The organism is Kitasatospora kazusensis, from assembly GCF_039529945.1.
Classification (GTDB): domain Bacteria; phylum Actinomycetota; class Actinomycetes; order Streptomycetales; family Streptomycetaceae; genus Kitasatospora; species Kitasatospora kazusensis.
Window position 1 is genome coordinate 18,981 of sequence record NZ_BAAANT010000003.1, and the last position, 22,860, is coordinate 41,840.

The following is a 22,860-nucleotide window of genomic DNA, read 5'->3' on the forward strand; positions in this document are numbered from 1 at the left end:
CATCCGCCACCCTCTTTCCCGCCAGGTGTGTCACATCAGCTGTCACCCTCAAGGTCGCCCTCGGTCTCCAGGAACGCCACCCGCAGCGCGTCGATGAGTGCCGGGTCCGGCTCGGCCCACAGACCGCGCTCGGCCGCCTCCAGCAGGCGCTCGCTGATGCCGTGCAGGGCCCACGGGTTGGCTCCGTTCAGGAACTCCCGGTTGGTCGGGTCAAGAACGTACTCCTGGGTGAGCTTCTCGTACATCCAGTCCGCGACTACCCCGGTGGTGGCGTCGTAACCGAAGAGGTAGTCGACCGTCGCCGCCATCTCGAAGGCGCCCTTGTACCCGTGCCGGCGCATCGCCTCCATCCAGCGCGGGTTGACCACCCGGGCGCGGAAGACCCGGGCCGCCTCCTCGGTGAGGGTGCGGGTGCGGACCGTCTCCGGGCGGGTCGAGTCGCCGATGTAGGCGGTCGGGGCCCGGCCGGTGAGCGCGCGGACGGTGGCGACCATGCCGCCGTGGTACTGGAAGTAGTCGTCGGAGTCCGCGATGTCGTGCTCGCGGGTGTCGGTGTTCTTGGCGGCGACGGTGATCCGCTTGTAGGCGGTCTCCATCTCCTCGCGGGCCGGGCGGCCGCCCAGGTCGCGGCCGTAGGCGTAGCCGCCCCAGACGGTGTAGACCTCGGCCAGGTCGGCGTCGGTGCGCCAGTCCCGGCTGTCGATCAGCTGGAGCAGGCCGGCGCCGTAGGTCCCCGGGCGGGAGCCGAAGATCCGGGTGGTGGCCTTGCGCTCGTCGCCGTGCTCGGCGATGTCGGCCTGGACGTGCGCCCGGACGTAGTTGCTCTCGGCGGGCTCCTCCTGGCGGGCAGCCAGCCGGACGGCGTCGTCCAGCAGGGCGACGACGTGCGGGAAGGCGTCCCGGAAGAAGCCGGAGATGCGCAGCGTCACGTCGATGCGCGGGCGGCCCAGCTCGTCGAGCGAGATCGGCTCCAGGCCGGTGACCCGGCGGGAGGCGTCGTCCCAGACCGGGCGGACGCCCAGCAGCGCGAACGCCTCGGCGATGTCGTCACCGGCGGTGCGCATCGCGCTGGTGCCCCAGAGCGAGAGGCCGACCGAGGTCGGGTACGCGCCCTCGTTGTCCGCCGTGTAGCGCTCGACGAGGGAGGCGGCCAGCGCCTGGCCGGTCTCCCAGGCCAGGCGGCTCGGGACGGCCTTCGGGTCGACGGAGTAGAAGTTGCGGCCGGTCGGCAGCACGTTGACCAGCCCGCGCAGCGGCGAGCCGGACGGACCGGCCGGGACGAAACCGCCGCCGAGCGCGTGTACCACGGCGTCCAGCTCGTCCGTGGTCCGGGCCAGCCGGGGGACGACCTGGTGGGCGGCGAAGGACAGCACGTCCGCGACGGCCTGCGGGTGACCGGCGGCGACCTTCTCGACCGCCTCCGGCGCCCAGTTCTCGGCCTCCATGGCCTCGACCAGCTCGCGGGCCTGTGCCTCGGCGGCGTCCGTCGCGCCGAGCGTGAGCGCGGCCTCGTCCAGGCCGAGCGCCTCGCGCAGGCCGGGCAGCGCCGCGACGCCGCCCCAGATCTGGCGGGCGCGCAGGATGGCCAGCACGATGTTGACCCGGTCGACCCCGGCGGGGGCCTGGCCCAGCACGTGCAGACCGTCGCGGATCTGGGCGTCCTTGATCTCGCAGAGCCAGCCGTCGACGTGCAGCAGGAAGTCGTCGAAGCCGTCGTCCTCGGGCCGCTCCTCCAGACCGAGGTCGTGGTCGAGGCGGGCGGCCTGGATCAGCGTCCAGATCTGGGCGCGGATCGCGGGCAGCTTCGCCGGGTCCATCGCGGCGATGTTGGAGTGCTCGTCGAGCAGCTGCTCCAGGCGCGCGATGTCGCCGTAGCTGTCGGCGCGGGCCATCGGCGGGACGAGGTGGTCGACCAGCGTCGCGTGCGCGCGGCGCTTGGCCTGGGTGCCCTCGCCCGGGTCGTTGACCAGGAAGGGGTAGATCAGCGGCAGGTCGCCGAGCACGGCGTCCGGGCCGCAGTCGGCGGAGAGCGCGGCGGTCTTGCCGGGCAGCCACTCCAGGTTGCCGTGCTTGCCGAGGTGCACCACGGCGTCGGCGCCGAAGCCGCCGTCGGACTGCGCGGCGGCGATCCAGCGGTAGGCGGCGAGGTAGTGGTGGCTCGGCGGCAGGTCCGGGTCGTGGTAGATCGCGACCGGGTTCTCGCCGAAGCCGCGCGGGGGCTGGATCAGGACGAGGAGATTCCCGGCGCGCAGGGCGGCGAGCACGATGTCGCCGTCCGGGTTCTGGCTGCGGTCCACGTACAGCTCGCCGGGCGGCGGGCCCCAGTGCTGCTCGACCTTGGCGCGCAGGCCCTCGGGCAGGGTGGCGTACCAGCGGCGGTAGTCGGCGGCCGGGATGCGGACGGGGTTGCGGGCGAGCTGGTCCTCCGTCAGCCAGTCCTGGTCGTAGCCGCCGGCCGCGATCAGGGCGTGGATCAGGGCGTCGCCCTCGTGGCTGTCCTCGTCGATGACGTCCAGGCCCGGCAGGTCGTGGCCGAGGTCCATGCCCTCCTGGCGGAGGCGGGTGAGCAGGCGGATCGCGCTGGCCGGGGTGTCCAGGCCGACCGCGTTGCCGACCCGGGCGTGCTTGGTCGGGTACGCGGAGAGGACGAGCGCGAGGCGGCGCTCGGCGGCCGGGATGTGCCGCAGCCGGGCGTGCCGGACGGCGATGCCCGCGACGCGGGCGGAGCGCTCGGGGTCGGCGCGGTAGACGGTGAGGCCGTCCTCGTCCTGCTCCTTGAAGGAGAACGGGACGGTGATCAGGCGGCCGTCGAACTCCGGGACGGCGATCTGCGTCGCGGTGTCCAGCGGCGAGAGGCCGTCGTCGCTCGCCTCCCAGGCGGCGCGGGACCAGGTCAGGCAGAGTGCCTGGAGGATCGGGCGGTCGAGCGCGGCCAGCGCGCCCGCGTCCCAGGACTCCTCGTCGCCGCCGGCCGAGGCGTCGGCCGGGCGGGTGCCGCCGGCCGCGAGCACGGTGGTCAGGATCGCGTCGGCCCGGCCCAGCTCGGCGAGCAGCTCGTCGTCGGCGCCGCGCAGCGAGGAGCAGAACAGCGGGCGCGGGCGGGCGCCCTGGTCCTCGATGGCCTGGCAGAGCGTCTCCACGAAGGCGGTGTTGCCGCTCATGTGGTGGGCGCGGTAGTAGAGCACCGCGATGACCGGGCCGTCCGCGTTGCGCTCGGTGCGCTCCAGCGGGCCCCACTCGGGCGCGGAGGCGGGGGCGGCGAAGCCGTGGCCGGTCAGCAGCACGGTGTCGGAGAGGAAGGCGCCGAGCTCGGCCAGGTTGGCCGGGCCGCCGTGCGCGAGGTAGGCGTGTGCCTCGGCGGCGATGCCGGCCGGGACGGTGGACAGCTCCATCAGCTGGGCGTCCGGGGCCTGCTCACCCGTCAGCACGATCACCGGGCGGGGGCCGGCGAGCAGCGCGTCCAGGCCCTCCTGCCAGGCGCGGCGGCCGCCGAGCAGCCGGACCACGACCAGGTCGGTGCCCTCCAGCAGCGCGGGGAGCTCCTCGGCGGTGAGCCGGGCGGGGTTGCCGAGGCGGTAGTCGACCGGGCCCTGCGAGGCGCGGGCGCTCAGCAGGTCGGTGTCCGAGGTCGAGAGAAGAAGAATCATGCGAAGGCCCTCCAGGCCACGTCGGCGGGCATGGACAAGGGCAAGGGCGCACGGTGGCGCAGGCGCATGGGGCGCATGGGACGAGCCTTCCTTGGGGTCCGCGCCCCATGGGTGTCCCCCCGGCCGGCGGACGGGGAGGGGAGGACGGCAGGAGTTCCTGGCTCCCACGGCCGTTGAGCCGTGGTCACAGTGGCGGGACCGCACCGGGTTTGCACCGGTTTCCTCCCCTTTGCGCCGTCGCTGGCGTGGACAGGCCGCAGGGACTGTCCGGGAGCATCGTACGGGGTGCCCGAGACCGGCCGACAGGGTGCTGGCGGTTGGCCGGGTGTGATCCACAAGGCAGCGGCATCCCGGCGGATCGTGGGTATGCTCGCCGCCATGCCACCCACACCCGACGCCGCCCGGCCGGGCTCCGGCGCGCCCGACCGTGGGCGCGAGGACTCCTGCCCCGGGGCGCTTCGCCTACACACGGCCGACGACGGCGCACTGGCCCGGGTCCGGGTGCCGGGCGGACTTCTGACGGACCGTCAGGCCCTGGTGCTGGCCGACGCCGCGAGCGAGCTCGGCGACGGCGCACTGGAGACCACCTCGCGCGGCAACGTGCAACTGCGCGGGCTGCCTTCGGACTCCGGCCGGGAGCTCGGCACCCGGCTGCGTGCCGCCGGCCTGCTGCCCTCCGACTCGCACGAACGGGTCCGCAACATCGTCGCCTCCCCGTCGGCCGGGCTGGACGGCGCCGGGCACGCGGACGTCCAGGCCTGGACCCGCGAGCTGGACGCCCTGCTCTGCGCCTCCGAGCAGGCCGCCGGGCTCTCCGGCAAGTTCCTCTTCGCCCTCGACGACGGACGCGGCGACGTCGCGGCGCTCGACGCCGATGTGACATTGATCGCAGCCCCCGGCGGCGGCGCGCTGCTCCGGCTCGGCCGCGCCGCCACCGCCCGGCGGGTGCCCGCCGGGGCGGAGGTGCGGCACGCGCTGGCCGCCGCGCTGGAGTTCCTGGCCGCCGTCCGGGCCGGCGGTACGCCCGCCTGGCACCTGCGCGACCTGCCCGCCCTGCTGGACCCGGGCGCCGAGCCGCTGCCGGTGTCCGAAGGCCGGGCTCCGCTGGTGGGGCCGGTGCCCGGCGGGCTCAGCGTCGGCCTGCGGTTCGGCCGGGTGAGCGCCGAGCAGTGGCGCCTGCTGGCCGGGGCCTCGGCGGGCGAACTGCGGGTCACCCCCTGGCGCGGCGTGGTGCTGCCCGGTGCCGCGCACGAGCGACTCGCCGAGCTGGCCGCCGCCGGGCTGCGCACCGACCCCGGCTCGCCCTGGGAACGCGCCACCGCCTGCACCGGCCTGCCCGGCTGCGCCAAGTCGCTGGCCGACGTCCGGGCCGACGCGGCCCTGGCGCTCTCCCGGCCCGGCGGCGGCGGGCTGCCCGTCCACTGGTCCGGGTGCGAGCGGCGCTGCGGGCACCCGGCGGGGGAGTGGGTGGATGTGCTCGCCACTGGGCAGGGCTACCGCGTGACAGCGCACTCGGGCGTGCATTCGACGTCGCACGCCTCGCGCACCTTGCACACTTCGCACACCTCGCAGGACCTGACGACCGAAGAGATGGCCGAGGCAGTGGCCGAAGCCAGGAGGATCAAGTGATCGACTACGAGAAGGACGGCGCGGAGATCTACCGCCAGTCCTTTGCCACCATCCGCGCCGAGGCCGACCTTGCGGGGCTGCCCGCCGACGTCGCCCAGGTCGCCGTGCGCATGATCCATGCCTGCGGCATGACCGACCTGGTCGAGGACCTGCTCTTCTCGCCCGGCGTGGTGGCGAGCGCGCGGGCCGCGCTGCGCGCCGGTGCGCCGATCCTCTGCGACGTCTCGATGGTCGCCAGCGGCGTCACCCGCAAGCGGCTGCCCGCCGACAACGAGGTGATCTGCACCCTCTCCGACCCGTCGGTGCCCGCCCTCGCGAAGGAGCTCGGCAACACCCGCAGTGCCGCCGCGATGGAGCTGTGGCTGCCCCGGCTGGAGGGCGCGGTGGTCGCCGTCGGCAACGCGCCGACCTCGCTCTTCCGGCTGCTGGAGATGATCGAGGCCGGTGCCCCGCGCCCGGCCGCCGTGATCGGCGCGCCGGTCGGCTTCATCGGCGCCGCCGAGTCGAAGCAGGCGCTCGCCGAACACCCGTCCGGCCTGGAGCACCTGGTGGTGCGCGGCCGGCGCGGCGGCAGCGCGATGGCTGCCGCCGCCATCAACGCGATTGCGAGCGAAGTAGAATGACGGAACGTCAGACGGGGCGCCTGTACGGCGTCGGCCTCGGCCCGGGGGACCCGGAGCTGCTCACCGTCCGTGCCGCCGGGCTCATCGGCAAGGCCGACGTGGTGGCGTACCACAGCGCCCGGCACGGCCGCTCGATAGCCCGCTCGATCGCCGAGCCGTACCTGCGCGGCGACCAGATCGAGGAGCAACTGGTCTACCCCGTCACGGTGGAGACCACCGACCACCCGGGCGGCTACCGGGGTGCGCTGGACGAGTTCTACGAGGAGGCCGCCGCCCGGCTGGCCGCCCACCTGGACGCGGGCCGCGACGTGGTGGTGCTGGCCGAGGGCGACCCGCTGTTCTACGGCTCGTACCAGCACATGCACAAGCGCCTGGCGGACCGCTACCCGACCGAGGTGGTGCCGGGCGTGACCTCCGTCAGCGCCGCCGCCGCCCGGCTGGGCAAGGCGCTGGTGGAGGCCGAGGAGGTGCTGACCATCCTGCCGGGCACGCTGCCCGAGGAGGAGCTGACGGCCCGGCTGGCCTCCACCGACTCCGCCGTGATCATGAAGCTCGGCCGCACCTTCCCGACCGTCCGGCGGGCGCTGGAGCGCGCCGGCCGGCTCGACGAGGCGCAGTACGTCGAGCGGGCCACCATGGCGGGTGAGCGCACCGCGCCGCTGGCCGAGGTGGACCCGGCGACGGTGCCGTACTTCTCCGTCGCGGTGCTGCCGAGCCGGATCGGGCTCGGGCCCGCGCCTGTTGCGCAGAACGCTGTCGGCGAGGTCGTCGTTGTCGGCCTCGGCCCGGCCGGGCCGCTCTGGCTGACGCCCGAGGCGCGCGGCGAACTCGCCGCCGCCACCGACCTGGTGGGCTACACCACCTACATCGACCGGGTGCCGGTCCGGCCCGGCCAGGTGCGGCACGGTTCGGACAACAAGGTGGAGGCGGAGCGCGCCGAGTTCGCGCTCGACCTCGCCCGGCGCGGTCACCGCGTCGCGGTGGTCTCCTCCGGTGACCCGGGCGTCTTCGCGATGGCCACCGCCGTGCTGGAGGCCGCCTGCACCGACCCGTACCGCTCGGTGCCGGTGCGGATCGTCCCCGGGATGACGGCCGCGCACGCCGCCGCCTCCCGCGCGGGCGCCCCGCTCGGCCACGACTACGCCGTCGTCTCGCTCTCCGACCGGCTCAAGCCGTGGGAGGTGGTGGCCCAGCGCCTGCGCGCCGCCGCCGCCGCCGACCTGGTGCTCGCGCTCTACAACCCCGGCTCGCAGAGCCGCACCACCCAGGTCGGCCTGGCCCGCGACCTGCTGCTCGAACACCGAGCCCCGGACACCCCCGTGGTGATGGCCCGCGACGTCGGCGGCCCGACCGAGCGGGTCCGGACGGTCCGGCTGGCCGACCTGGACCCCGCCGAGGTCGACATGCGGACCATCCTGCTGATCGGCTCCTCGCAGACCCAGGCCGTCCGCCGCGACAACGGCACCGAGGTGGTCTGGACACCGAGGCGGTACCCGCCGGTCTGACGTACCGTCAGGCAGTGGACCGGCTTCTGGCTGAGCCCGCGCTTCCGATCGTGTGATCGGGGCGCGGGCTCAGCTTTTTCGGTGCACACCCGGTCGGCTCGGCAGGTGCGGTCCGGCCCGGCCTCGGCTCTTGGGGGCAGGTGCCCGGCGCTCACGCCGACATGGCCTGCCCGGCGGAGTCCGTGTCCTCCGCGCAGGCGGCGGCCAGGTCGTCCAGTGACAGGCCCAGTGCCCAGGCCAGGGCCGCCACGGTGAAGAACGCGGGGGTCGGGGCGCGGCCGGTCTCGATCTTGCGGAGCGTCTCCGCGGACACCCCGGCCGCCGCCGCCACCTCCACCATGCTGCGCTCGCCGCGGGCCTGCCGGAGCAGCGCCCCGAAGTGCTCGCCGCGCTGCCGCTCTTCGGGGGTCAAAGGAACTCTCACCATACCCGTGATACTAATACCGGTATAAGTATTGGGTAGCACCGCATCGCGGGGGAGTCGCAGCACATGGTGGAGATCAAGTCGGACACGGCACTGGAGTCGATGCGAGAAGCCGGCCGCGTCGTGGCCCGGGCACTCGCCGCCACCCGGGAGGCGGCAGCCGTGGGAGTCGGTCTGCGGGAACTCGACGAGGCGGCCCGCGCCGTCCTGGCCGAAGCCGGGGCGCAGTCCCCGTTCCTCGGGTACCAGCCTTCCTTCGCCCCCGTCCCCTTCCCCGCGGTGATCTGCGCCTCCGTCAACGACGCCGTCGTGCACGGCATCCCCGGCGACTACCGCCTCCGCGACGGCGACCTGGTCAGCATCGACTGCGGGGCCCGGCTCGACGGTTGGACGGGTGACGCCGCGATCAGCTTCATCGTCGGAAACGCCCGTCCCGCCGACCTGGAGCTCATCGCCGCCACCCAGCAGGCCCTGGACGCCGGGATCGCCGCCGCCACCGTCGGCCGTCGTACGGGGGACATCTCCCATGCCATCGGTACGGTCGCCCGGGCGAACGACTGCGGCATGCCGACCGACTTCGGCGGCCACGGCATCGGCCGCCAGATGCACGAAGACCCCCACCTGCCCAACCGCGGACGGCCCGGCCGCGGCTTCCTCCTGCGCCACGGCCTCACCCTGGCCATCGAGCCCATGCTGATGGCCGGCGGACGCGACGACTACCGCACGGACCCCGACGGCTGGACCCTGCGCACCGCCGACGGCAGCCGGGCCGCCCACATCGAACACACCGTCGCCGTCACCGAGGACGGCCCCCGCATCCTCACCTTGCCCTGACCCCGCGCGGCGGCGGCCGACGGCACTCGAACTCCTTCGCCGCGGGTGCGTACGTCCCGCGACTGCGGGAGCGGCCGGCCCGCGAGCAGGAGATGGCTCCAGGCCGCCGTCGGACGCGGCCGGCCGGTGAGCAGGGCCTCGGCGACGGCTCAGCGCTCACCGTCAGGGCGTAGCGGTGGGGACGGGCTCGGGGCCGGGGACGTCGCGGAGGTGGCGGAGCGGGGAGCAGAAGACGAACCAGCCGGCGGCCCAGGAGCCGATGAACGCCACCCAGAGTGCGGGCCGCACGCCGATGAGCGTGCCGAGTGTCCCGCCGAGGATGCTGCCGAGCGGCATCGTGCCCCACACGACCCAGCGGACGGCCGCGTTCATCCGGCCCATCAGCTCCGGTGGTGTCACGGACTGCCGGTAGCTGACCTGTGCGACGTTGTACACCATGGCCGCGAAGTACGCGATGCCCCAGCCCAGCGGCAGCAGCAGCACTCCCCAGCCCCGCCAGGCGGCGGCCGCGACGACCTGCGGAGCGCTGAACACCAGCATCGACATCCAGATGATCCGCGCCGAGCCGATCCTCCTGGCGAGCCGGCCGGCGAACACTCCTCCGGCGATCCCGCCCACGGCCGCGCCGGCCAGGACCAGCCCGGTCAGCGCGGGGTGCACGTGCAGTACCCGGACGAGGAAGACCATCACCAGTGCCGAACTCATGCCGGTGAACAGGTTCGCGGTGGCGGTGCACGCCACGACCCTCCGCAATATCCTGTGGCCGGTGACGAACCTCAGCCCCTCGGCGATCTGGCTCCGCAGCGTCTCGTCGGCCCGCCGTGCGGGCGGCGGTTCCTCGCGCGTCCTGATGCCGATCGTCGAGACGACCGAGATCAGGTAGGAGAGCGCGTCGGCCGTCACCGCTCCTGCGGCGCCGAACGCCGCCACCAGTCCGCCGCCCAGGCTCGGTCCCCCGAGCTGTGCGAACGCCGAGGTGGTGCCGAGCTTGCCGTTGGCGTCCATCAGGGACTCGGTGCGGACCAGCGACGGCAGGTAGCTCTGGTACGCGACGTCGAAGAACACCGTGCACACGCCGGCCGCCACGGCGACGATGTAGAGCTGCGTCATCGTCAGGTGGCCGAGGGCGGCCGCCACCGGGATCGAGCCGATGATCAGCAGCCGGAGGATGTCGCAGACGATCATGATGGAACGTTTGGCACCCCGGTCCACGAGCGCACCCGCGGGCAGTGCGATCACCGCGAACGCGGCGGTGGTGGCGGCGGTCAGCAGCCCGACCTGGAACGTGCTCGCCTTGAGCGCGACGACCGCGAGCAGCGGAAGTGCGATCTCGGTGACCGCCGAGCCCATCTCGCTGACCGTCTGGCCGCTCCACAGCAGCATGAAGTCCCGTTGACGCCACAGGCTCGGACCGCCGGACTCCATCCCGGCGGCCTGCAGATCATTCGCTACGTCCGTCACCGCGCCGACTCCGCTCTCAGGTCCACGGCCGGACTGTACCGCCGATCACCCGGAGACTGACACTGTGTTAGTGGAACGCGGGCGCGGGCAGGCCCTCGTCCGTCCCTCAAGTCTCAAGGTGAACCGAACAGTTCGTCCAGGCAGTGGGCCAGGATCGCCAGTGCGGCGTCGCCGGTGCGCTGGCCGCCCAGCACGCTCGAACCCAGGCCGTTGACCATGGCCAGCAGTCCGGCGGCGGTCATCCCGGGGTCCCGTCCGGCGTCGATCTCCCCGGCCTGCTGGGCCGCGCGGATCTGCTGGGCGAGGAAGCCCTCCAGCAGGTCGGGCTGGGGTGTGCCGTGCTTCTCCACCAGTGCGGGATCGCTGAGCACCAGGGTGTAGTACGCGGCGTACGTCCTGGTGATCCGACGGCTCTCCGGATCGGTCGGCAGGATGCAGGACAGCACCGCCGTCATCAGGCTCCGCGGTGTGGGCGGGGTGCCCGCCGCGCTGATCCACTGTGCCATCCGGGCCTGGAGCTGGACGCCGAGCCTGGCCAGCGCGTCGAGCAGCAGCCCTTCCTTGGTCGTGAAGTAGTACTGCACCAGCCGCAGGGAGACGCCGGCTTCGGCGGCGACCGCCCGCATGCTCGCCGCCTGGAGCCCCTGGGTGTCGGCGATGCGGAGCAGGGCCTCGGCGATCTGCCTTCTGCGCTCCTCGTGATCCACCTGTGCGGCCACGGCGCCACCTCGCTTTCCTGGTACACCCGTATCATGCTGTGATACACATGTATCATGCGAATTGGCGAGTTCAAGAACGACCAGGCCGGGGCCCGGTACCGGGCCGTCTACGAGCAGACCCTGGCCGACCTGTGGCCGGGGCCGCGCACGGCACTCGACATCCCCACCTCCTTCGGGACCACCCGGGTCTACCGCACCGGGCCGCCCACCGGCGAGCCGATCGTGCTGCTGCCGGGGTCCGGCGGGAACGCGCTGATGTGGCACCGGTACGTCGAGGTGCTGGCCCGGCACCGTCCGGTCCTCGCCGTGGACACCATCGGCGAGCCGGGCGCGAGCGTGCAGACCACCCCGCTCGCCGACGGCCGGGACGGCGCGGCCTGGCTGAACGAACTCCTGGCCGCGCTGGAGGTGACGGCGGGTCATGCCGTCGGCTGCTCCTACGGCGGCTGGCTGGCGCTCAACCACCAGATCCACCGTCCCGGCCGGATCGCCTCGCTGACCCTGGTGGACTCCGCCGGATTCGCCGATCCCGGCCGGCGGTTCTACGCCTGGATGATCGCCGGCGGGCTCGCCGCGATGGCACCGCGCCAACTCCGCCCCGGGTTGGCCCGCCTGGTCGGCAACAGCGCGATCCTGGAGAGCGGACTGATGGGGCTGGTACGCGTGTCGATGGGATTCCGCCGGGCACTCCCGCCCGCCCGGGTCCTTTCCGACGAGGAACTCCGGAGCCTGCGGGTCCCCGCACTCTTCCTGCTGGGGGAGCGCAGCGCCCTGCACGACTCGCGCGAGGTCGCCGAGCGCCTCGGCAGGCTGGTGCCCTCCGCCCGGGCGGAGATCGTGCCCGGCACCGGCCACGCGCTGCCGACGGACCGGCCGGCCCTGGTGGCCGAACGCATCCTGGAGACCGCCGGGCGGTAGCTGCGCCGGGTGGGGCCGGCGGCCAGGGTGGCGTCCGGCCCGGTCGCGGGCCGGCCGCCGGTGCTCGGCCCGGTCGGGTGCGGTCGGCTACGGCCGGTGGTGCCGGTAGTAGTCGTCGACGGGGACGCGGGCCGCGTCGAACAGGGCCGGGCCGTCCTGCGCCACCGTCGGCCAGGCGCCCGACTCCGGGTTGAGCTCGACGAGTTGGGCGGTCGAGAGCGCGTAGACGACCCGTCCGAGCCCGGAACGGGCGATGCCGCCCGTGCACATGCCGCACGGCTGGCAGCTGGTGTACAGGGTGGTGCGTGCGGCCGTGTCGGGGTCGAGTTCGCGGGCCGCCCAGCGGGCGAGTTTCAGTTCCGGGTGGGCGCTGATGTCGTTGTCGCGCCGCACCGTGTTGTGGGCCTCGGCGAGGATCGTGCCGTCCGTGCCGGCCAGCAGGGAGCCGTACGGTGCGTCGCCGAGGGTGGTGGCGTGGGCGGCGATCTCGATCGCGCGCCGCAGGAGAACTTCGTCGGAAGTGCTGATCACGAGGGGTTCCTCCGCTGTGCGGCCACGGCGGTGAGCGCCTGCCAGGCCTCGTGGGGCCGGCGGGTGGCCTCGGGGTCACCGTGGTAGGGGTCGAGCACGACGCTTTCGGCGCCGAGCTGCTGGAGTTGGTCGAGGTCGTCGAGGATCTGCTCGATGGTGCCGGTGCCGGCGAGCCGCTCGGGGTCGTCGATCGGTGCGCCGGTCATCCGCAGGGCGATCCGGGGCGCGAAGGCCGGCAGCGTGTGGTTCGACACGACCGTGCGCAGTTGGGAGAGGGTGCTGCGCAGCGGGTGCCAGGCGTCGCCGAACCTGATGGTGCGTCGGATCGCGGCCTCGCTGCTCCCGCCGACCCAGACGGGAATCGGGGCGGTCCGGTCGTCGGCCTCCTCGCGCCAGGCCTCGCGCAGGGTGGCCAGGTACTCGTCGGTGAGCCTGCCGCGTGCGGAGAACGGCACGCCGAGCGCGTCGAACTCCTGACGCGCCCAGCCGACGCCCACCCCGAGCACGAGCCGGCCGCCGCTGAGCTGCTGGAGGTTGGTGGCCATCCGCGCCACCAGCAACGGGTGCCGGTAGGGCAGGACGAGCACGGTCGTGCCCAGCCGCACCCTGCTGGTGATCCCGGCCAGCCAGGAGAGCGTGGTGAACGGCTCGTAGAACGGCGCCGGGTACCGCACGGCCACGTCCGGGGTGGCGGCCACGTGATCCGACACCATCAGCAGGTCGAAGCCGAGCCCCTCCACGAGCTGCGCCCACGCGCGGAGCATGCCGGGATCGGTCCCGGGCCCGAAGTTCGGTACGTTGACGCCTAGTTGCATGGTTCGAGGCTATCCCGGCGATCGCCGGGCGTGGAAGACGCTTCTCCTGGTCGTACCCGTGTTCTGCCGTTGATTTCCCGGTAGGGTCGTGAGATGGCAGTGAATCTTGACGACGTCGACTGGGCGATCATCGACGAGTTGCAACGGGAGGCGCGGATCTCCCTCAGCGAGCTGGGGCGGCGCGTACGTCTCAGCCCGTCGGCCACCACGGAACGGGTACGGCAACTGGAGGCGATGGGCGTCATCTCCGGCTACCACGCCGTGGTCGACCTCGCCCGGGTCGGCTACCCCGTACTCGCCGTCGTCCGGTTGAAGTACCCGGGCAACCACCACCAGCCGCTGCGCCGCGTACTCGCCGACCGGCGCGAGATCCTGGAGTGCCTGCGCACCACCGGCGACGACTGCTACACCCTGAAGGTGGCCGCGACCTCGATGGCGCATCTGGAGACCCTCATGGACGAGCTGGCCGGCTTCGGCAGCACGACCACCAGCGTCGTCTACAGCCAGACGCTGCCCTATCGCGGCCCCGCCCGGCCCTGAGCGACAGCCGACCGGGGGTGGCTCTCCTTCGTGACCGGGGCGGGAAGGGGGCGCGCCGCCCCGGCCCGTGCTCGGACGGTCGCCTGCGGATCCGGGGCCGGCGGTCGGGTGGCGGCGGGTCCGGTTGCACCCGCCGTCACCTCACCCGCCGTCACCTCGCCTGCCGTCAGAGGACGTCGGCGACGGTCACCGTGGTCGTGCGGTCGTCGGCCTCCGCCAGGAGTGTGCCGCCCGGTGCCCACAGGGCGGAGCGGCCGCAGCCGGTCCACGGGCCCGACGGGCCGACGTGGTTGGCGAGGACGACGTGCATGCCCGAGTCCCTGGCGATGCCCGGGTAGACCGTCGCCCGCTCGTGGACGCCGTCGCCCGTGCCGTACAGCGAGCTGGCCAGGTGCACCTGGCAGCCGTCGGCGGCGGCGCGGGCGGTGAGGTCCGGGAAGTGGTTGTCGAAGCAGGTGGCGAGAGCGAAGCGGAGGCCGCCGAGTTCGAAGCGGCCGTCCTGACCGCCTGCGCTGAAGACGCCCCGCTCGTTCTCGTAGAGGTGCTGCTTCAGGTACGTGGTGATCAGTTCGCCGTCGGCGCCGTGGACCAGTGTTCCGATGGCGGGCCGGGGTCCGTCGGTGGGCACGGCGCAGTTGACGACGGTGGCGATCCCGGTCGCCTTCAGGGCGTCCAGGCGGGCGTCGTCGGCGGTCACCCACTGGCCGGGATCCTCGGCCATCAGGTCGAGCTCGTACCCGGTCAGCGCGAACTCCGGGAACACGACCAGCTCGGCGCCCTGCTCGCGCGCCTGCCCGGCGAGGGCGACGAGTTGCCGGACGTTCGCGGGGACGTCCCCGGGAACGCAGGTGAGCTGGGCTGCGGCGATCTTCATGGGGTCGAGCATGGCACGGCCGGGACGTGCGTGGCCCTGGCAGCCTCCGACGGCCCTCGGTGGCCGGCGGGCCGTCGGAGGCCCGGAGCCCTGGTCGGCGGTGTGGAGTGTCACAGGTCTGTGACACTGACGTCCCGAGGGGCTTTTGAACCTGTTCAAAAGAGTTGATCAACCCCTACAGTCCCGGTGATGCCGCGATCTCCGGAAGGGTGAGCCGCGCGCTCTCCGATCTCTGAGGGGGACTCATGTCCGATCCGTCCACGGCTGCCGCGCCACAGCCGCAGCCGTCGCAGTCGACGATGGCCGACCCGTTCCGGGTGCCCAGCCAACCGGCCTGGGGCCCCCGGCCGGCGCCGAAGCCGCTCTGGGAGCGGGCCACCGAGCCGCCGAAGCCCGCCATGCCCGGACTCCGGGTGCCGGCCGCCGGGCTCGCCGCCGGACTGCTCTCGGCGGCCGTGCTGTCGGACGGCATCGGGGTGAACCTGCTGCTCTGCGCGCTGGCGGCGGCGGTGGTCGCAGGTCTGGCCGTACACCGGACCGGCCGGCGGGTACGGCCGTGGACGCTGGTCTGGTCCGGGCTCACGGTCGTGCTGCTGGTCGTGCCCGCGCTCTCGGATGCCCGCTGGCCGACCTTCCTGGCGGTCGTCATGGCGGTCGCCCTCGGTTCGCTCGCGCTGCACGGCGGCGCCCGGTGGACGGGTGTACTGCTGGGCTCGCTCGGCATCTGGGGACACCTGACGGCCTCGCTGCCGTGGGTGGCGTCGGCGCTGCGCAGCCGTCAGTACCCGGCCCGCGACCGGGTGGTGTCGCTGGTCAAGGCCTCGGCGGTCGCGGTCGGGCTGCTGGCGGTCTTCGGCGGCCTGTTCGCCAGTGCGGACACCGGAATGGCGTCGCTGCTGGGCGGCCTGATGCCGAGTGCGGACCTCTCCGGCCTGCCGCTGCGGGCGCTGATGTTCCTGGTCGGCCTGGTGGTGGCGCTGGCCGCCGCCCATGCGGCCGCCGCCCCGAGGCGCTGGGACCTGCTCCCGGTCAAGGCCGGGCGCCCGCGCGGCCGGGTCGAGTGGGCGGTGCCGCTGGTCGCGCTGAACCTGCTCTTCGGCGTGTTCGTGCTGGAGCAGGTGCTGGTGCTGTTCGGCGGCTACGAGGCGGTCATGAGCAAGCCGGGCGTCCTCCCGGCCGAGTACGCCCGGCAGGGCTTCTGGCAGCTGCTCTGGGTCACCGTGCTCACCCTCGGCGTGGTCGGGCTGGCCCGGCGCTGGGCTCCCCGGGCGACCGCCGCCGACCGGCTGATGGTGAAGGGCCTGCTCGGGCTGCTCGGCACGCTGACGCTCGGTGTGGTCGCCTCGGCGCTGTACCGGATGCTGCGCTACATGGACAACTTCGGGCTGACCCGGCTGCGGCTCTCGGTGGCGGCGGTGGAACTGTGGCTGGGCGTGGTCTTCCTGCTGGTGATCGTCGGGGGAGTGCTGACCTCGCGGCGCTGGCTGCCCCGGGCCGTGATGCTGAGCGCCGCCGTCGCGGTGGGCGCGTTCGGACTGGCCGGCCCGGACCAGCTGATCGCCGAGCAGAACGTGGCGCACTTCCAGAAGACCGGACACCTGGACGTGGCGTACCTGAGGACGCTGTCGGCGGACGCCGTACCGGCCCTGGAGAAGCTGCCCGACAGCTACCGGGTCTGCACGCTCCTGACGATCGACCAGGACCTGGGGGACCGGACCTCGCCCTGGTACGCCACCAGCCTCGCCGAGAGCCGGGCCCGGCAGATCCTGCGCGACCACCCGATAGGCGCGGAGGCCGACTTGGAGTGCGCGCGGCTGGGCCGGCCGTAGGCGACGACGGCCCCCGGCGACCGGCGCGTGGATCTGCGCGCCCGTACGCCTGTACGCCCGCGCGCGCGTGCCGGTACGGGCTCAGTTCAGTCTCAGGTCGACGAAGGGCACGCTGTCGCCCGGCAGCAGGTAGCGCTCGACCTCGGTGAACCCCTGTGCCTGTGCGAACCGCAGGCCCTCCGGGTTGGACGCCAGCACGACGGTCTCGATCACCTCCGCGCCGAGTTCGCGGGCCGCCGCCAGCCCTCGGGCGTAGATCGCGCCGCCGTGGCCCTGCCGCCGGTGGGCGGGGAGCACCCGGGCGATCACGGTGGCCGTCGAGGAGTCACCGGTGGGCGGACGCACCGTCGAGCAGCCCACCAGCAGGTCGCCGAGGTAGGCCACCTCCAGCCGGTTGCGCCGGGCGCTCTCCCGTACCTCGTCGAGCGACAGGACGGCGGTGGGGATGATCGTGTTGTGGACGTGCCGCCAGTCCTGGAGTGCGGTTTCGCCGTCGACCTGTTCGATACGAAGATCAGTCATCGCAGTAGGAAAGCGGTGCGGGCCTTGTGCGGTCAACCGCGAATTCCGGCTCGGGCCGGAACGGCCGCTGCCCGGACACGTTCACCGGCTCGGCCGGGCAGCGGGCCGGTGGCCGGCCCGGGGATTCGTCAGGGCTGTCGGTGTCCGGCGGGGGTGGGGAAGTTGGTGCGCATCACCGCGTCGAACGCGGCGTCCGGGAGCAGCCGGCGGGCGATCATGGTCGAGCGGGCCAGGACGCCGATCGCGTAGCGGGCGCGCGGGTTGCGGGTGGTGGCGGCGCGGACGATCACCTTCGTCGCGGCCTCCGCCGGGACGGCGCCGTTGCGGCGGCGGAAGGACTTGTTGCCGTACATGTCCGCCAGCTCGGCGCGGAAGGCCGCGTACGGGTCGTCGGCGTCAGGGGTGGCGCCGGTCTGCATGGTGTCGACCGCCGTGCCCGCGAACTCGGTGATGGTGGGGCCGGGTTGGACCACCACGACCTTGACGCCGAACGGCGCGACCTCCAGCCGCAGCGAGTCGCTGACGGCCTCCACCGCGTGCTTGGAGGCGTGGTAGAAGGCGCCGCCGGGCGGGGAGAACCGCCCGGCCATGGACGAGATGTTGACGATCCGCCCCTGCCGGGCCCGCCGCATGCCGGGCAGCACCAGCTGGGTCATCCGGATCAGGCCGAAGACGTTGGTGTCGAACTGCGCGCGGACCTCCTCGGGCGAGGCCAGCTCGACCGGCAGGTGCAGCCCGTAGGCGGCGTTGTTGACCAGCAGGCCCACCGAGCCGTGGTCGGCCTCGACGCGGGCCACCGCGGCGGCCATCGACGGCTCGTCGGTGACGTCCAGCGCGAGCGTGGTCATGCCCTGGGCTTCGAGGCCGGCCAGGGTCTCGGGACGGCGGGCGGTGGCGTAGACCTGGTAGCCGAGCCGGTGCAGGGCGAGCGCGGTACGGCGGCCCATGCCGGTCGAACAGCCGGTGATCAGGGCGGACTTGGCGGTGCGGGGCGGGGTGCTCATCGGGTGGCCTCTCGGTGCAGGAGGGCCCAGACGGCTTCTTCGGTCTGGGTCAGAGCCTCGGTGGGGAGTTCGGCGATGCCGCCCGGGCGCAGGTGCTTGACCAGCCCGGCGAAGGCGCCGAAGGCGAGCGCGACGAGCAGCTGCGGGTCGCCGGCCCGGATCTCGCCGGACCGCTGGCCGCGCTCGATGAAGTCGGCGGCGAAGAGGTCGACCTCGGCGGCCAGTGCCTGGCTCTCGGGGGCGAGGAAGGTGTCGTGCTGCTGGTGCTCCAGGAAGACGAACGCCGCGTGGTGGCGTCCGGCGTAGCGGGTGAAGCCGCGCCAGAGCAGGGCGAACTCCTCCCGGCTGGTCGAGACCGGTCCGCCGTCGGCGAGGGCCGCCGTGAGGTCGTCCAGCAGCGTGCGTTTGGCGTACTGGAAGGCGGCGTTGCCCAGGGCTTCCTTGCTGGGGAAGTACCGGTAGATGCTGCCCACGCCGACCTGCGCGCGTTGCGCGACGGCGGGCATCTGGGTGCCTTCGTAGGTGCGCTCGGCGAACAGGGTCAGGGCGGTGTCCAGCAGGAGCTGGGGCAGATCTGGCTTTCTGGTCACGGAATGAATGTTCATTCCGGCGCGGGGAGAAGTCAAGCGGGACCCTCCGGGAGACTTGCGGCCGGAGGGCAGGGGGACCCGTCGCGGGTCAGGCCAGGGTGCGGGCGAGCCAGCCGAGGGCGGCGGCGACGTCCGGGGCTTCCTGCACGCCGGCGGGGGTGGGCGGGCGGCGGACGATCACCACCGGGAGGCCGAGTTCGCGGGCGGCGGTGAGTTTGGGGGCCGTGGCGGCGCCGCCGCTGTCCTTGGTGACCAGGACGTCGATCCGGTGCTCGCGGAGCACGGCGCGCTCGCCGTCCAGGGTGAAGGGCCCGCGGTCGAGCAGGACCTCCGTCCGGGGTGGCATCGGGTCCTGCGGGGCGTCGACCGAACGGGCCAGGAAGAACAGCCCGGTGAGCTGGGCGAACGCGGCCAGCCCCTGGCGGCCGGTGGTCAGGAAGACCCGCTCGCCGAGGGCGGGCAGGGCGGCCGCCGCCTCGTCCAGGGAGCCGACCGGGTGCCACGCGTCCCCGGCAACCGCCACCCAGCTGGGGCGCCGCAGGGCCAGCAGGGGAACATGGACCTCGGCGGCCGCCACGGCCGCGTTGTGACTCATGGTGCCGGCGAAGGGATGAGTGGCGTCGATGAGAGCGTCCACGCGCTGCTCGCGCAGCCAGGCGGCGAGCCCGGACGGGCCGCCGAAGCCACCGATCCGTACCTCGCCGGCCGGCAGCCGCGGCTCGGCCACCCGCCCCGCCAGCGAACTGGTGACCCGCAGGGCCGGGTCGGCGGCGAGTTCGGCCGCCAGGCGGCGGGCCTCGGTGGTGCCGCCGAGGATCAGGACGTGTGTCGGGACGATCATCGGGACTCCGGGAGTCGGTCGTGGCTGAGGCGGGCGCAGCGGCGGGCGCGGCCGATGGGGCAGGGGCAGGGGCGGCCGGCGGCCGGGACGGGCAGCTGCGCAGCAGCGGGCTGCGGCACGGCTGGACGACCGGCGCCTGCGCGACGGCGGCGACCACCGCCGCGTACACCGCGCTGCTGACCGGGGAGTTCCCCGATCCGGTGACGATCACGCTGCCCAAGGGCCAGCAGCCCGCCTTCGCCCTCGCCGCCGAGGAGTTGACGGATCGTCAGGCCATGGCCGGCATCGTGAAGGACGCCGGGGACGACCCGGACGTGACCCACGGCGCGCTGATCCGCGCGACGGTGCGGCACGGGGAGGCCGGCAGCGGAGTGGTGTTCCGGGCCGGTCCGGGCGTCGGGACGGTCACCAAGGCCGGGCTGCCACTCGCGGTCGGCGAGCCCGCGATCAACCCGGTGCCCCGGCAGATGATGCGGGACGCCGTCGCCGAGGTCGCGGCCCGGCACGGAGGCAGCGGCGACCTGGTGGTGGAGATCTCCGTCGACCACGGCGAGGAGATCGCCCGCTCCACCTGGAACCCGCGCCTGGGCATCCTCGGCGGCCTCTCCATCCTCGGCACCACCGGCATCGTCGTCCCGTACTCCTGCTCGGCCTGGATCGACTCGATCCGGCGCGGCATCGACGTGGCCCGCGCGGCGGGCCGCGACCACGTGGCCGGGTGCACCGGCTCGACGTCCGAGAAGGTCGCCGTCGCCGTGCACGGCCTGCCCGAGGACGCGCTGCTCGACATGGGCGACTTCGCGGGGGCGGTGCTCAAGTACCTCAAGCGCCACCCCGTGCCGAGGCTGACCGTCGCCGGGGGCTTCGCCAAGCTCTCCAAGCTCGCCGCCGGGCACCTCGACCTGCACTCGGCCCGCTCCCAGGTCGACAAGGGCTACCTGGCCGGCCTGGCCCGCCAGGGCGGCGCGGACGAGGCGCTGACCGCGGCGGTCGCCGCCGCGAACACCGGGCTGGAGGCCGTCCAGCTCTGCGCGGCCGCTCAGGTGCCGCTCGGGGATCTGGTCGCCGAAGGAGCCCGAGCAACGGCGCTCGGTGTCCTGCGGGGGTCGCCGGTGGAAGTGGACGTCATCTGCATCGACCGCGCGGGGAACATCGTCGGCCGAGCCGGGTAGGAACTCGATCAGCCACGGACAAGGGGCGCGGGGAACTGCGCGAGCTCGGAAGGCGATCACCTGTGCCCTTCCGGTTTCGCGCACGCAGTTGATAGGCAGAGTCCCGCGCCCCTGTTGTGCTGCCCCTAGCTGCACGGGCCGCAAGGCCGCTCGCGGTCGGTGGAGTAGAGGTGGCTGTCGCGGAACTGTTCGGCGCCGAGGGTGCGGCCGACCAGGATGACGGCGGTGCGCAGGACGCCCGACTCCTTCACCTGGGCGGCGATGTCGCCGAGCGTCCCGCGCAGCACCAGCTCGTCCGGGCGGCTGGCCATCGCGACCACGGCGGCCGGGCAGTCCGCGCCGTAGTGCGGCAGCAGCTCCTCGACCACGCTCTCCACGTACCGGGTGGCCAGGTGCAGCACCAGCAGCGCGCCGCTGCGCCCGAGGGTGGCGAGGTCCTCGCCCTCGGGCATCGGGGTGGCCTGGCGGGCGACCCGGGTGAGGATCACCGTCTGGCCGACCGTCGGGACGGTCAGTTCGCGCTTCAGCGCGGCGGCCGCGGCGGCGAAGGCGGGCACGCCGGGGACGACCTCGTACGGGATGCCGACGGCGTCGAGCCGCCGCATCTGCTCGGCGACGGCGCTGAAGACGGACGGGTCGCCGGAGTGCAGCCGGGCCACGTCCCGGCCCTCGGCGTGAGCCGCGACCATCTCGGCGATGATCTGGTCGAGGTTCAGGTCGGCGGTGTCGATCAGCCGGGCGTCCGGGGGGCACTCGGCCAGCAGCTCGCGCGGGACCAGGCTGCCCGCGTACAGGCAGACCGCACTGGCGGCCAGGATGCGCTGCCCGCGCAGGGTGATCAGGTCGGCGGCGCCGGGGCCGGCCCCGATGAAGTGGACGGTCACTGGTCTTCTCCTTGAGGTGAGGGCTTGACGGCGGACCACTGGGTGACCGGCATCGCCTGACGCCAGCCCGTGAAACCCCCGACGGGCACCGCGTGCGCGACGGCCAGGCGCAGCAGCTCGCCGCCGTGGCGGCGGTACCACTCGGTCAGCAGTGCCTCGGACTCCAGCGTCACCGTGTTGGCGACCAGCCGGCCGCCCGGCGCCAGCGCGTCCCAGCAGGCCTGCAGCAGGCCGGGGGCGGTCAGGCCGCCGCCGATGAACACCGCGTCCGGGGTCGGCAGTCCGGCCAGTGCGGCGGGGGCCGGGCCGGTCACCACCTGGAGCCGGGGCACGCCGAGCGCCGCCGCGTTGCGGGTGATCCGTCCGGCCCGGACGGGGTCGCGCTCCACGCTGACGGCCCGGCAGTCGCGGTGCGAGCGCAGCCACTCGATCGCGATGCTGCCCGAGCCGCCGCCCACGTCCCAGAGCAGCTCGCCCGGGACGGGGGCGAGCGTCGCCAGGGTCGCGGCGCGGACGTGCCGCTTGGTGAGCTGCCCGTCGGACTCGTACGCCTCGTCGGGCAGACCGGGCGTCAGGGCGAGGCGGGTCGCCCCGGGTGTGGCGGCGCACTCGACGGCGATCAGGTTGAGCGGGTCGCCCGGCGGGTGGGGCCAGCCGTCGGCGGGGCCCTCGTACTGCCGCTCCGCCGGGCCGCCGAGCTGCTCCAGGACGCGCAGCCGGCTCGGGCCGTAGCCGCGCCCGGTGAGCAGCGCCGCGACGGCGGCGGGTGTCCGGGCGTCCGCGCTGAGCACCAGCAGGCGGCGGCCGGGGTGCAGCGCGAGGGCGAGCGTGTCGAGGGGCCGTCCGACCAGGCTCACCACCTCGGTGTCCTCCAGCGGCCAGCCGAGCCGGGCGCAGGCGTGGCTGACGGAGGACGGGTGCGGCAGCACGCGCAGCCGGTCCGGCCCGGCCGTCTCGGCGAGGGCGCGGCCGATGCCGAAGAACATCGGGTCGCCGCTGGCCAGCACGGCCAGCCGCTGTCCGGCGTACCTGGCGAGCAGGCCCGGAACGGCGGGCCGGAGCGGGGAGGGCCACGGGACGCGCTCGGCGGTCACCTCGGGGGGCAGCAGGTCGAGCTGGCGCGGCGCGCCGAGCACGGTGTCGGCGTCGCGCAGCGCGTCACGCGAGGTCCCGGCGAGGCCGGGCCAGCCGTCGGCGCCGATCCCGACGACGCTGATCGGGTGCTCCATCAGGTGCTCCTCCGGGTGGTCCGGTGGTACCGGGCGGGGGACGGCGGCCAACGGGCACTCCTCGGGTCCTCGCAGGTCGGAACGGGCAGCCGCAGCCTACCTGGGGGTACCGGCGGCGGCGTCGGGCGGCCGGGGCAGAACCGGTCGCGGGCCGGCCGGGGTGGCTCGGGGGCGTACGGGGGCGCGCGGATCGGCCGGGGTCGCGGGCGTACCGCCCGGCGGAGTGCGGCTATATGCTTGTCGGTCGATATGCGGCCGGTCGGCCGATC

General features: G+C 74.0%; 21 protein-coding genes and 1 riboswitch. Of the genes, 8 read left to right on the forward strand and 13 right to left on the reverse strand.

Annotated elements, in window-relative coordinates:
• Positions 1-35: 35 nt before the first annotated feature.
• On the reverse strand, positions 36-3,647 hold the full coding sequence (cobN, locus tag ABD330_RS03875; protein ID WP_344460696.1) for a cobaltochelatase subunit CobN: 3,612 nt from the start codon (positions 3,645-3,647) through the stop codon (positions 36-38).
• A gap of 129 nt (positions 3,648-3,776) precedes the next feature.
• Positions 3,777-3,901, reverse strand: a riboswitch (cobalamin riboswitch).
• Between the two features lie 112 nt (positions 3,902-4,013).
• Here cobN and ABD330_RS03880 point away from each other — a divergent pair.
• From ABD330_RS03880 to ABD330_RS03890, 3 genes are read left to right on the forward strand one after another with little or no spacing between them, the layout of a single operon-like run.
• Complete coding sequence (locus tag ABD330_RS03880) at positions 4,014-5,276, forward strand: cobalamin biosynthesis protein CobG (protein WP_425555439.1); 1,263 nt, start codon at positions 4,014-4,016, stop codon at positions 5,274-5,276.
• Positions 5,273-5,899: a precorrin-8X methylmutase gene (locus ABD330_RS03885; RefSeq protein WP_344460700.1), complete on the forward strand. Its 627-nt coding sequence runs from the start codon at positions 5,273-5,275 to the stop codon at positions 5,897-5,899. Before ABD330_RS03880 ends, ABD330_RS03885 begins: the two co-directional genes overlap by 4 nt.
• Positions 5,896-7,404, forward strand: coding sequence for a precorrin-2 C(20)-methyltransferase (locus ABD330_RS03890; RefSeq protein WP_344460702.1), 1,509 nt, complete (start codon positions 5,896-5,898; stop codon positions 7,402-7,404). Before ABD330_RS03885 ends, ABD330_RS03890 begins: the two co-directional genes overlap by 4 nt.
• 151 nt (positions 7,405-7,555) lie before the next feature.
• Here the strand turns inward: ABD330_RS03890 and ABD330_RS03895 are convergent, their stop codons facing one another.
• Positions 7,556-7,831: a helix-turn-helix domain-containing protein gene (locus ABD330_RS03895; RefSeq protein ID WP_344460704.1), complete on the reverse strand. Its 276-nt coding sequence runs from the start codon at positions 7,829-7,831 to the stop codon at positions 7,556-7,558.
• Positions 7,832-7,894: 63 nt separating this feature from the next.
• Between ABD330_RS03895 and map the strand changes: the two genes are divergently transcribed.
• A complete protein-coding gene (gene map, locus ABD330_RS03900; RefSeq protein WP_344460706.1) occupies positions 7,895-8,662 on the forward strand; it encodes a type I methionyl aminopeptidase in 768 nt (255 codons plus the stop codon).
• A 162-nt stretch (positions 8,663-8,824) separates the two neighbouring features.
• Here map and ABD330_RS03905 read toward each other — a convergent pair whose 3' ends face one another.
• Together ABD330_RS03905 and ABD330_RS03910 are read right to left on the reverse strand one after the other, a co-directional pair.
• Complete coding sequence (locus ABD330_RS03905) at positions 8,825-10,123, reverse strand: MFS transporter (protein WP_344460708.1); 1,299 nt, start codon at positions 10,121-10,123, stop codon at positions 8,825-8,827.
• A gap of 113 nt (positions 10,124-10,236) precedes the next feature.
• A complete protein-coding gene (locus tag ABD330_RS03910; protein ID WP_344460710.1) occupies positions 10,237-10,842 on the reverse strand; it encodes a TetR/AcrR family transcriptional regulator in 606 nt (201 codons plus the stop codon).
• Between the two features lie 54 nt (positions 10,843-10,896).
• On the opposite strand from ABD330_RS03910, the gene ABD330_RS03915 reads away from it, so the two are divergent.
• A complete protein-coding gene (locus ABD330_RS03915; RefSeq protein WP_344460712.1) occupies positions 10,897-11,760 on the forward strand; it encodes an alpha/beta fold hydrolase in 864 nt (287 codons plus the stop codon).
• Between the two features lie 87 nt (positions 11,761-11,847).
• On the opposite strand, the gene ABD330_RS03920 is transcribed toward ABD330_RS03915, so the two are convergent.
• On the reverse strand, positions 11,848-12,291 hold the full coding sequence (locus ABD330_RS03920) for a nucleoside deaminase (RefSeq protein WP_344460714.1): 444 nt from the start codon (positions 12,289-12,291) through the stop codon (positions 11,848-11,850).
• Complete coding sequence (locus tag ABD330_RS03925) at positions 12,288-13,106, reverse strand: LLM class flavin-dependent oxidoreductase (protein ID WP_344460716.1); 819 nt, start codon at positions 13,104-13,106, stop codon at positions 12,288-12,290. Before ABD330_RS03925 ends, ABD330_RS03920 begins: the two co-directional genes overlap by 4 nt.
• Before the next feature lie 93 nt (positions 13,107-13,199).
• Here ABD330_RS03925 and ABD330_RS03930 point away from each other — a divergent pair, with 93 nt between their 5' ends.
• Positions 13,200-13,646 carry an Lrp/AsnC family transcriptional regulator gene (locus ABD330_RS03930; protein ID WP_344460718.1) on the forward strand — a complete coding sequence of 149 codons (447 nt, stop codon included), beginning with the start codon at positions 13,200-13,202 and terminating at the stop codon, positions 13,644-13,646.
• Between the two features lie 166 nt (positions 13,647-13,812).
• Here the strand turns inward: ABD330_RS03930 and ABD330_RS03935 are convergent, their stop codons facing one another.
• Positions 13,813-14,520 carry a carbon-nitrogen hydrolase family protein gene (locus tag ABD330_RS03935; RefSeq protein WP_344460720.1) on the reverse strand — a complete coding sequence of 236 codons (708 nt, stop codon included), beginning with the start codon at positions 14,518-14,520 and terminating at the stop codon, positions 13,813-13,815.
• Positions 14,521-14,765: 245 nt separating this feature from the next.
• Between ABD330_RS03935 and ABD330_RS03940 the strand changes: the two genes are divergently transcribed.
• Positions 14,766-16,349, forward strand: a complete 1,584-nt coding sequence (locus tag ABD330_RS03940; RefSeq protein WP_344460722.1) for a DUF4153 domain-containing protein — start codon at positions 14,766-14,768, stop codon at positions 16,347-16,349.
• A gap of 81 nt (positions 16,350-16,430) precedes the next feature.
• Here the strand turns inward: ABD330_RS03940 and ABD330_RS03945 are convergent, their stop codons facing one another.
• The 4 genes from ABD330_RS03945 to ABD330_RS03960 form a co-directional block, all read right to left on the reverse strand.
• Positions 16,431-16,871 carry a GNAT family N-acetyltransferase gene (locus ABD330_RS03945; RefSeq protein ID WP_344460723.1) on the reverse strand — a complete coding sequence of 147 codons (441 nt, stop codon included), beginning with the start codon at positions 16,869-16,871 and terminating at the stop codon, positions 16,431-16,433.
• 128 nt (positions 16,872-16,999) lie between these two features.
• Entirely contained in the window at positions 17,000-17,875 is an 876-nt protein-coding gene (locus tag ABD330_RS03950) for an SDR family NAD(P)-dependent oxidoreductase (protein WP_344460724.1), read from the reverse strand.
• Positions 17,872-18,465: a TetR/AcrR family transcriptional regulator gene (locus tag ABD330_RS03955; protein ID WP_344460726.1), complete on the reverse strand. Its 594-nt coding sequence runs from the start codon at positions 18,463-18,465 to the stop codon at positions 17,872-17,874. Before ABD330_RS03955 ends, ABD330_RS03950 begins: the two co-directional genes overlap by 4 nt.
• An 88-nt stretch (positions 18,466-18,553) precedes the next feature.
• A complete protein-coding gene (locus ABD330_RS03960; RefSeq protein WP_344460728.1) occupies positions 18,554-19,306 on the reverse strand; it encodes a cobalt-precorrin-6A reductase in 753 nt (250 codons plus the stop codon).
• Positions 19,307-19,326: 20 nt separating this feature from the next.
• Between ABD330_RS03960 and ABD330_RS03965 the strand changes: the two genes are divergently transcribed.
• A complete protein-coding gene (locus ABD330_RS03965) occupies positions 19,327-20,478 on the forward strand; it encodes a cobalt-precorrin-5B (C(1))-methyltransferase (protein ID WP_344460730.1) in 1,152 nt (383 codons plus the stop codon).
• A 125-nt stretch (positions 20,479-20,603) separates the two neighbouring features.
• Here ABD330_RS03965 and cobM read toward each other — a convergent pair whose 3' ends face one another.
• Complete coding sequence (gene cobM / locus ABD330_RS03970; RefSeq protein WP_344460732.1) at positions 20,604-21,362, reverse strand: precorrin-4 C(11)-methyltransferase; 759 nt, start codon at positions 21,360-21,362, stop codon at positions 20,604-20,606.
• A complete protein-coding gene (cbiE, locus tag ABD330_RS03975; protein WP_425555440.1) occupies positions 21,359-22,642 on the reverse strand; it encodes a precorrin-6y C5,15-methyltransferase (decarboxylating) subunit CbiE in 1,284 nt (427 codons plus the stop codon). Before cbiE ends, cobM begins: the two co-directional genes overlap by 4 nt.
• Between the last annotated feature and the right edge of the window lie 218 nt (positions 22,643-22,860).

What these genes read in the sequence shown, in the direction of transcription:
- ABD330_RS03880 (WP_425555439.1), top strand. Translation starts at nt 4,014, where the DNA reads ATGCTCGCCGCCATGCCACCCACACCCGACGCCGCCCGGCCGGGCTCC.
- ABD330_RS03940 (WP_344460722.1), top strand. Translation starts at nt 14,766, where the DNA reads ATGTCCGATCCGTCCACGGCTGCCGCGCCACAGCCGCAGCCGTCGCAG.
- ABD330_RS03890 (WP_344460702.1), top strand. Translation starts at nt 5,896, where the DNA reads ATGACGGAACGTCAGACGGGGCGCCTGTACGGCGTCGGCCTCGGCCCG.
- cobN (WP_344460696.1), bottom strand. Translation starts at nt 3,647, where the DNA reads ATGATTCTTCTTCTCTCGACCTCGGACACCGACCTGCTGAGCGCCCGC.
- ABD330_RS03935 (WP_344460720.1), bottom strand. Translation starts at nt 14,520, where the DNA reads ATGAAGATCGCCGCAGCCCAGCTCACCTGCGTTCCCGGGGACGTCCCC.
- ABD330_RS03945 (WP_344460723.1), bottom strand. Translation starts at nt 16,871, where the DNA reads ATGACTGATCTTCGTATCGAACAGGTCGACGGCGAAACCGCACTCCAG.
- ABD330_RS03925 (WP_344460716.1), bottom strand. Translation starts at nt 13,106, where the DNA reads ATGCAACTAGGCGTCAACGTACCGAACTTCGGGCCCGGGACCGATCCC.
- map (WP_344460706.1), top strand. Translation starts at nt 7,895, where the DNA reads ATGGTGGAGATCAAGTCGGACACGGCACTGGAGTCGATGCGAGAAGCC.
- ABD330_RS03915 (WP_344460712.1), top strand. Translation starts at nt 10,897, where the DNA reads ATGCGAATTGGCGAGTTCAAGAACGACCAGGCCGGGGCCCGGTACCGG.
- ABD330_RS03960 (WP_344460728.1), bottom strand. Translation starts at nt 19,306, where the DNA reads ATGATCGTCCCGACACACGTCCTGATCCTCGGCGGCACCACCGAGGCC.
- ABD330_RS03930 (WP_344460718.1), top strand. Translation starts at nt 13,200, where the DNA reads ATGGCAGTGAATCTTGACGACGTCGACTGGGCGATCATCGACGAGTTG.
- ABD330_RS03895 (WP_344460704.1), bottom strand. Translation starts at nt 7,831, where the DNA reads ATGGTGAGAGTTCCTTTGACCCCCGAAGAGCGGCAGCGCGGCGAGCAC.
- ABD330_RS03950 (WP_344460724.1), bottom strand. Translation starts at nt 17,875, where the DNA reads ATGAGCACCCCGCCCCGCACCGCCAAGTCCGCCCTGATCACCGGCTGT.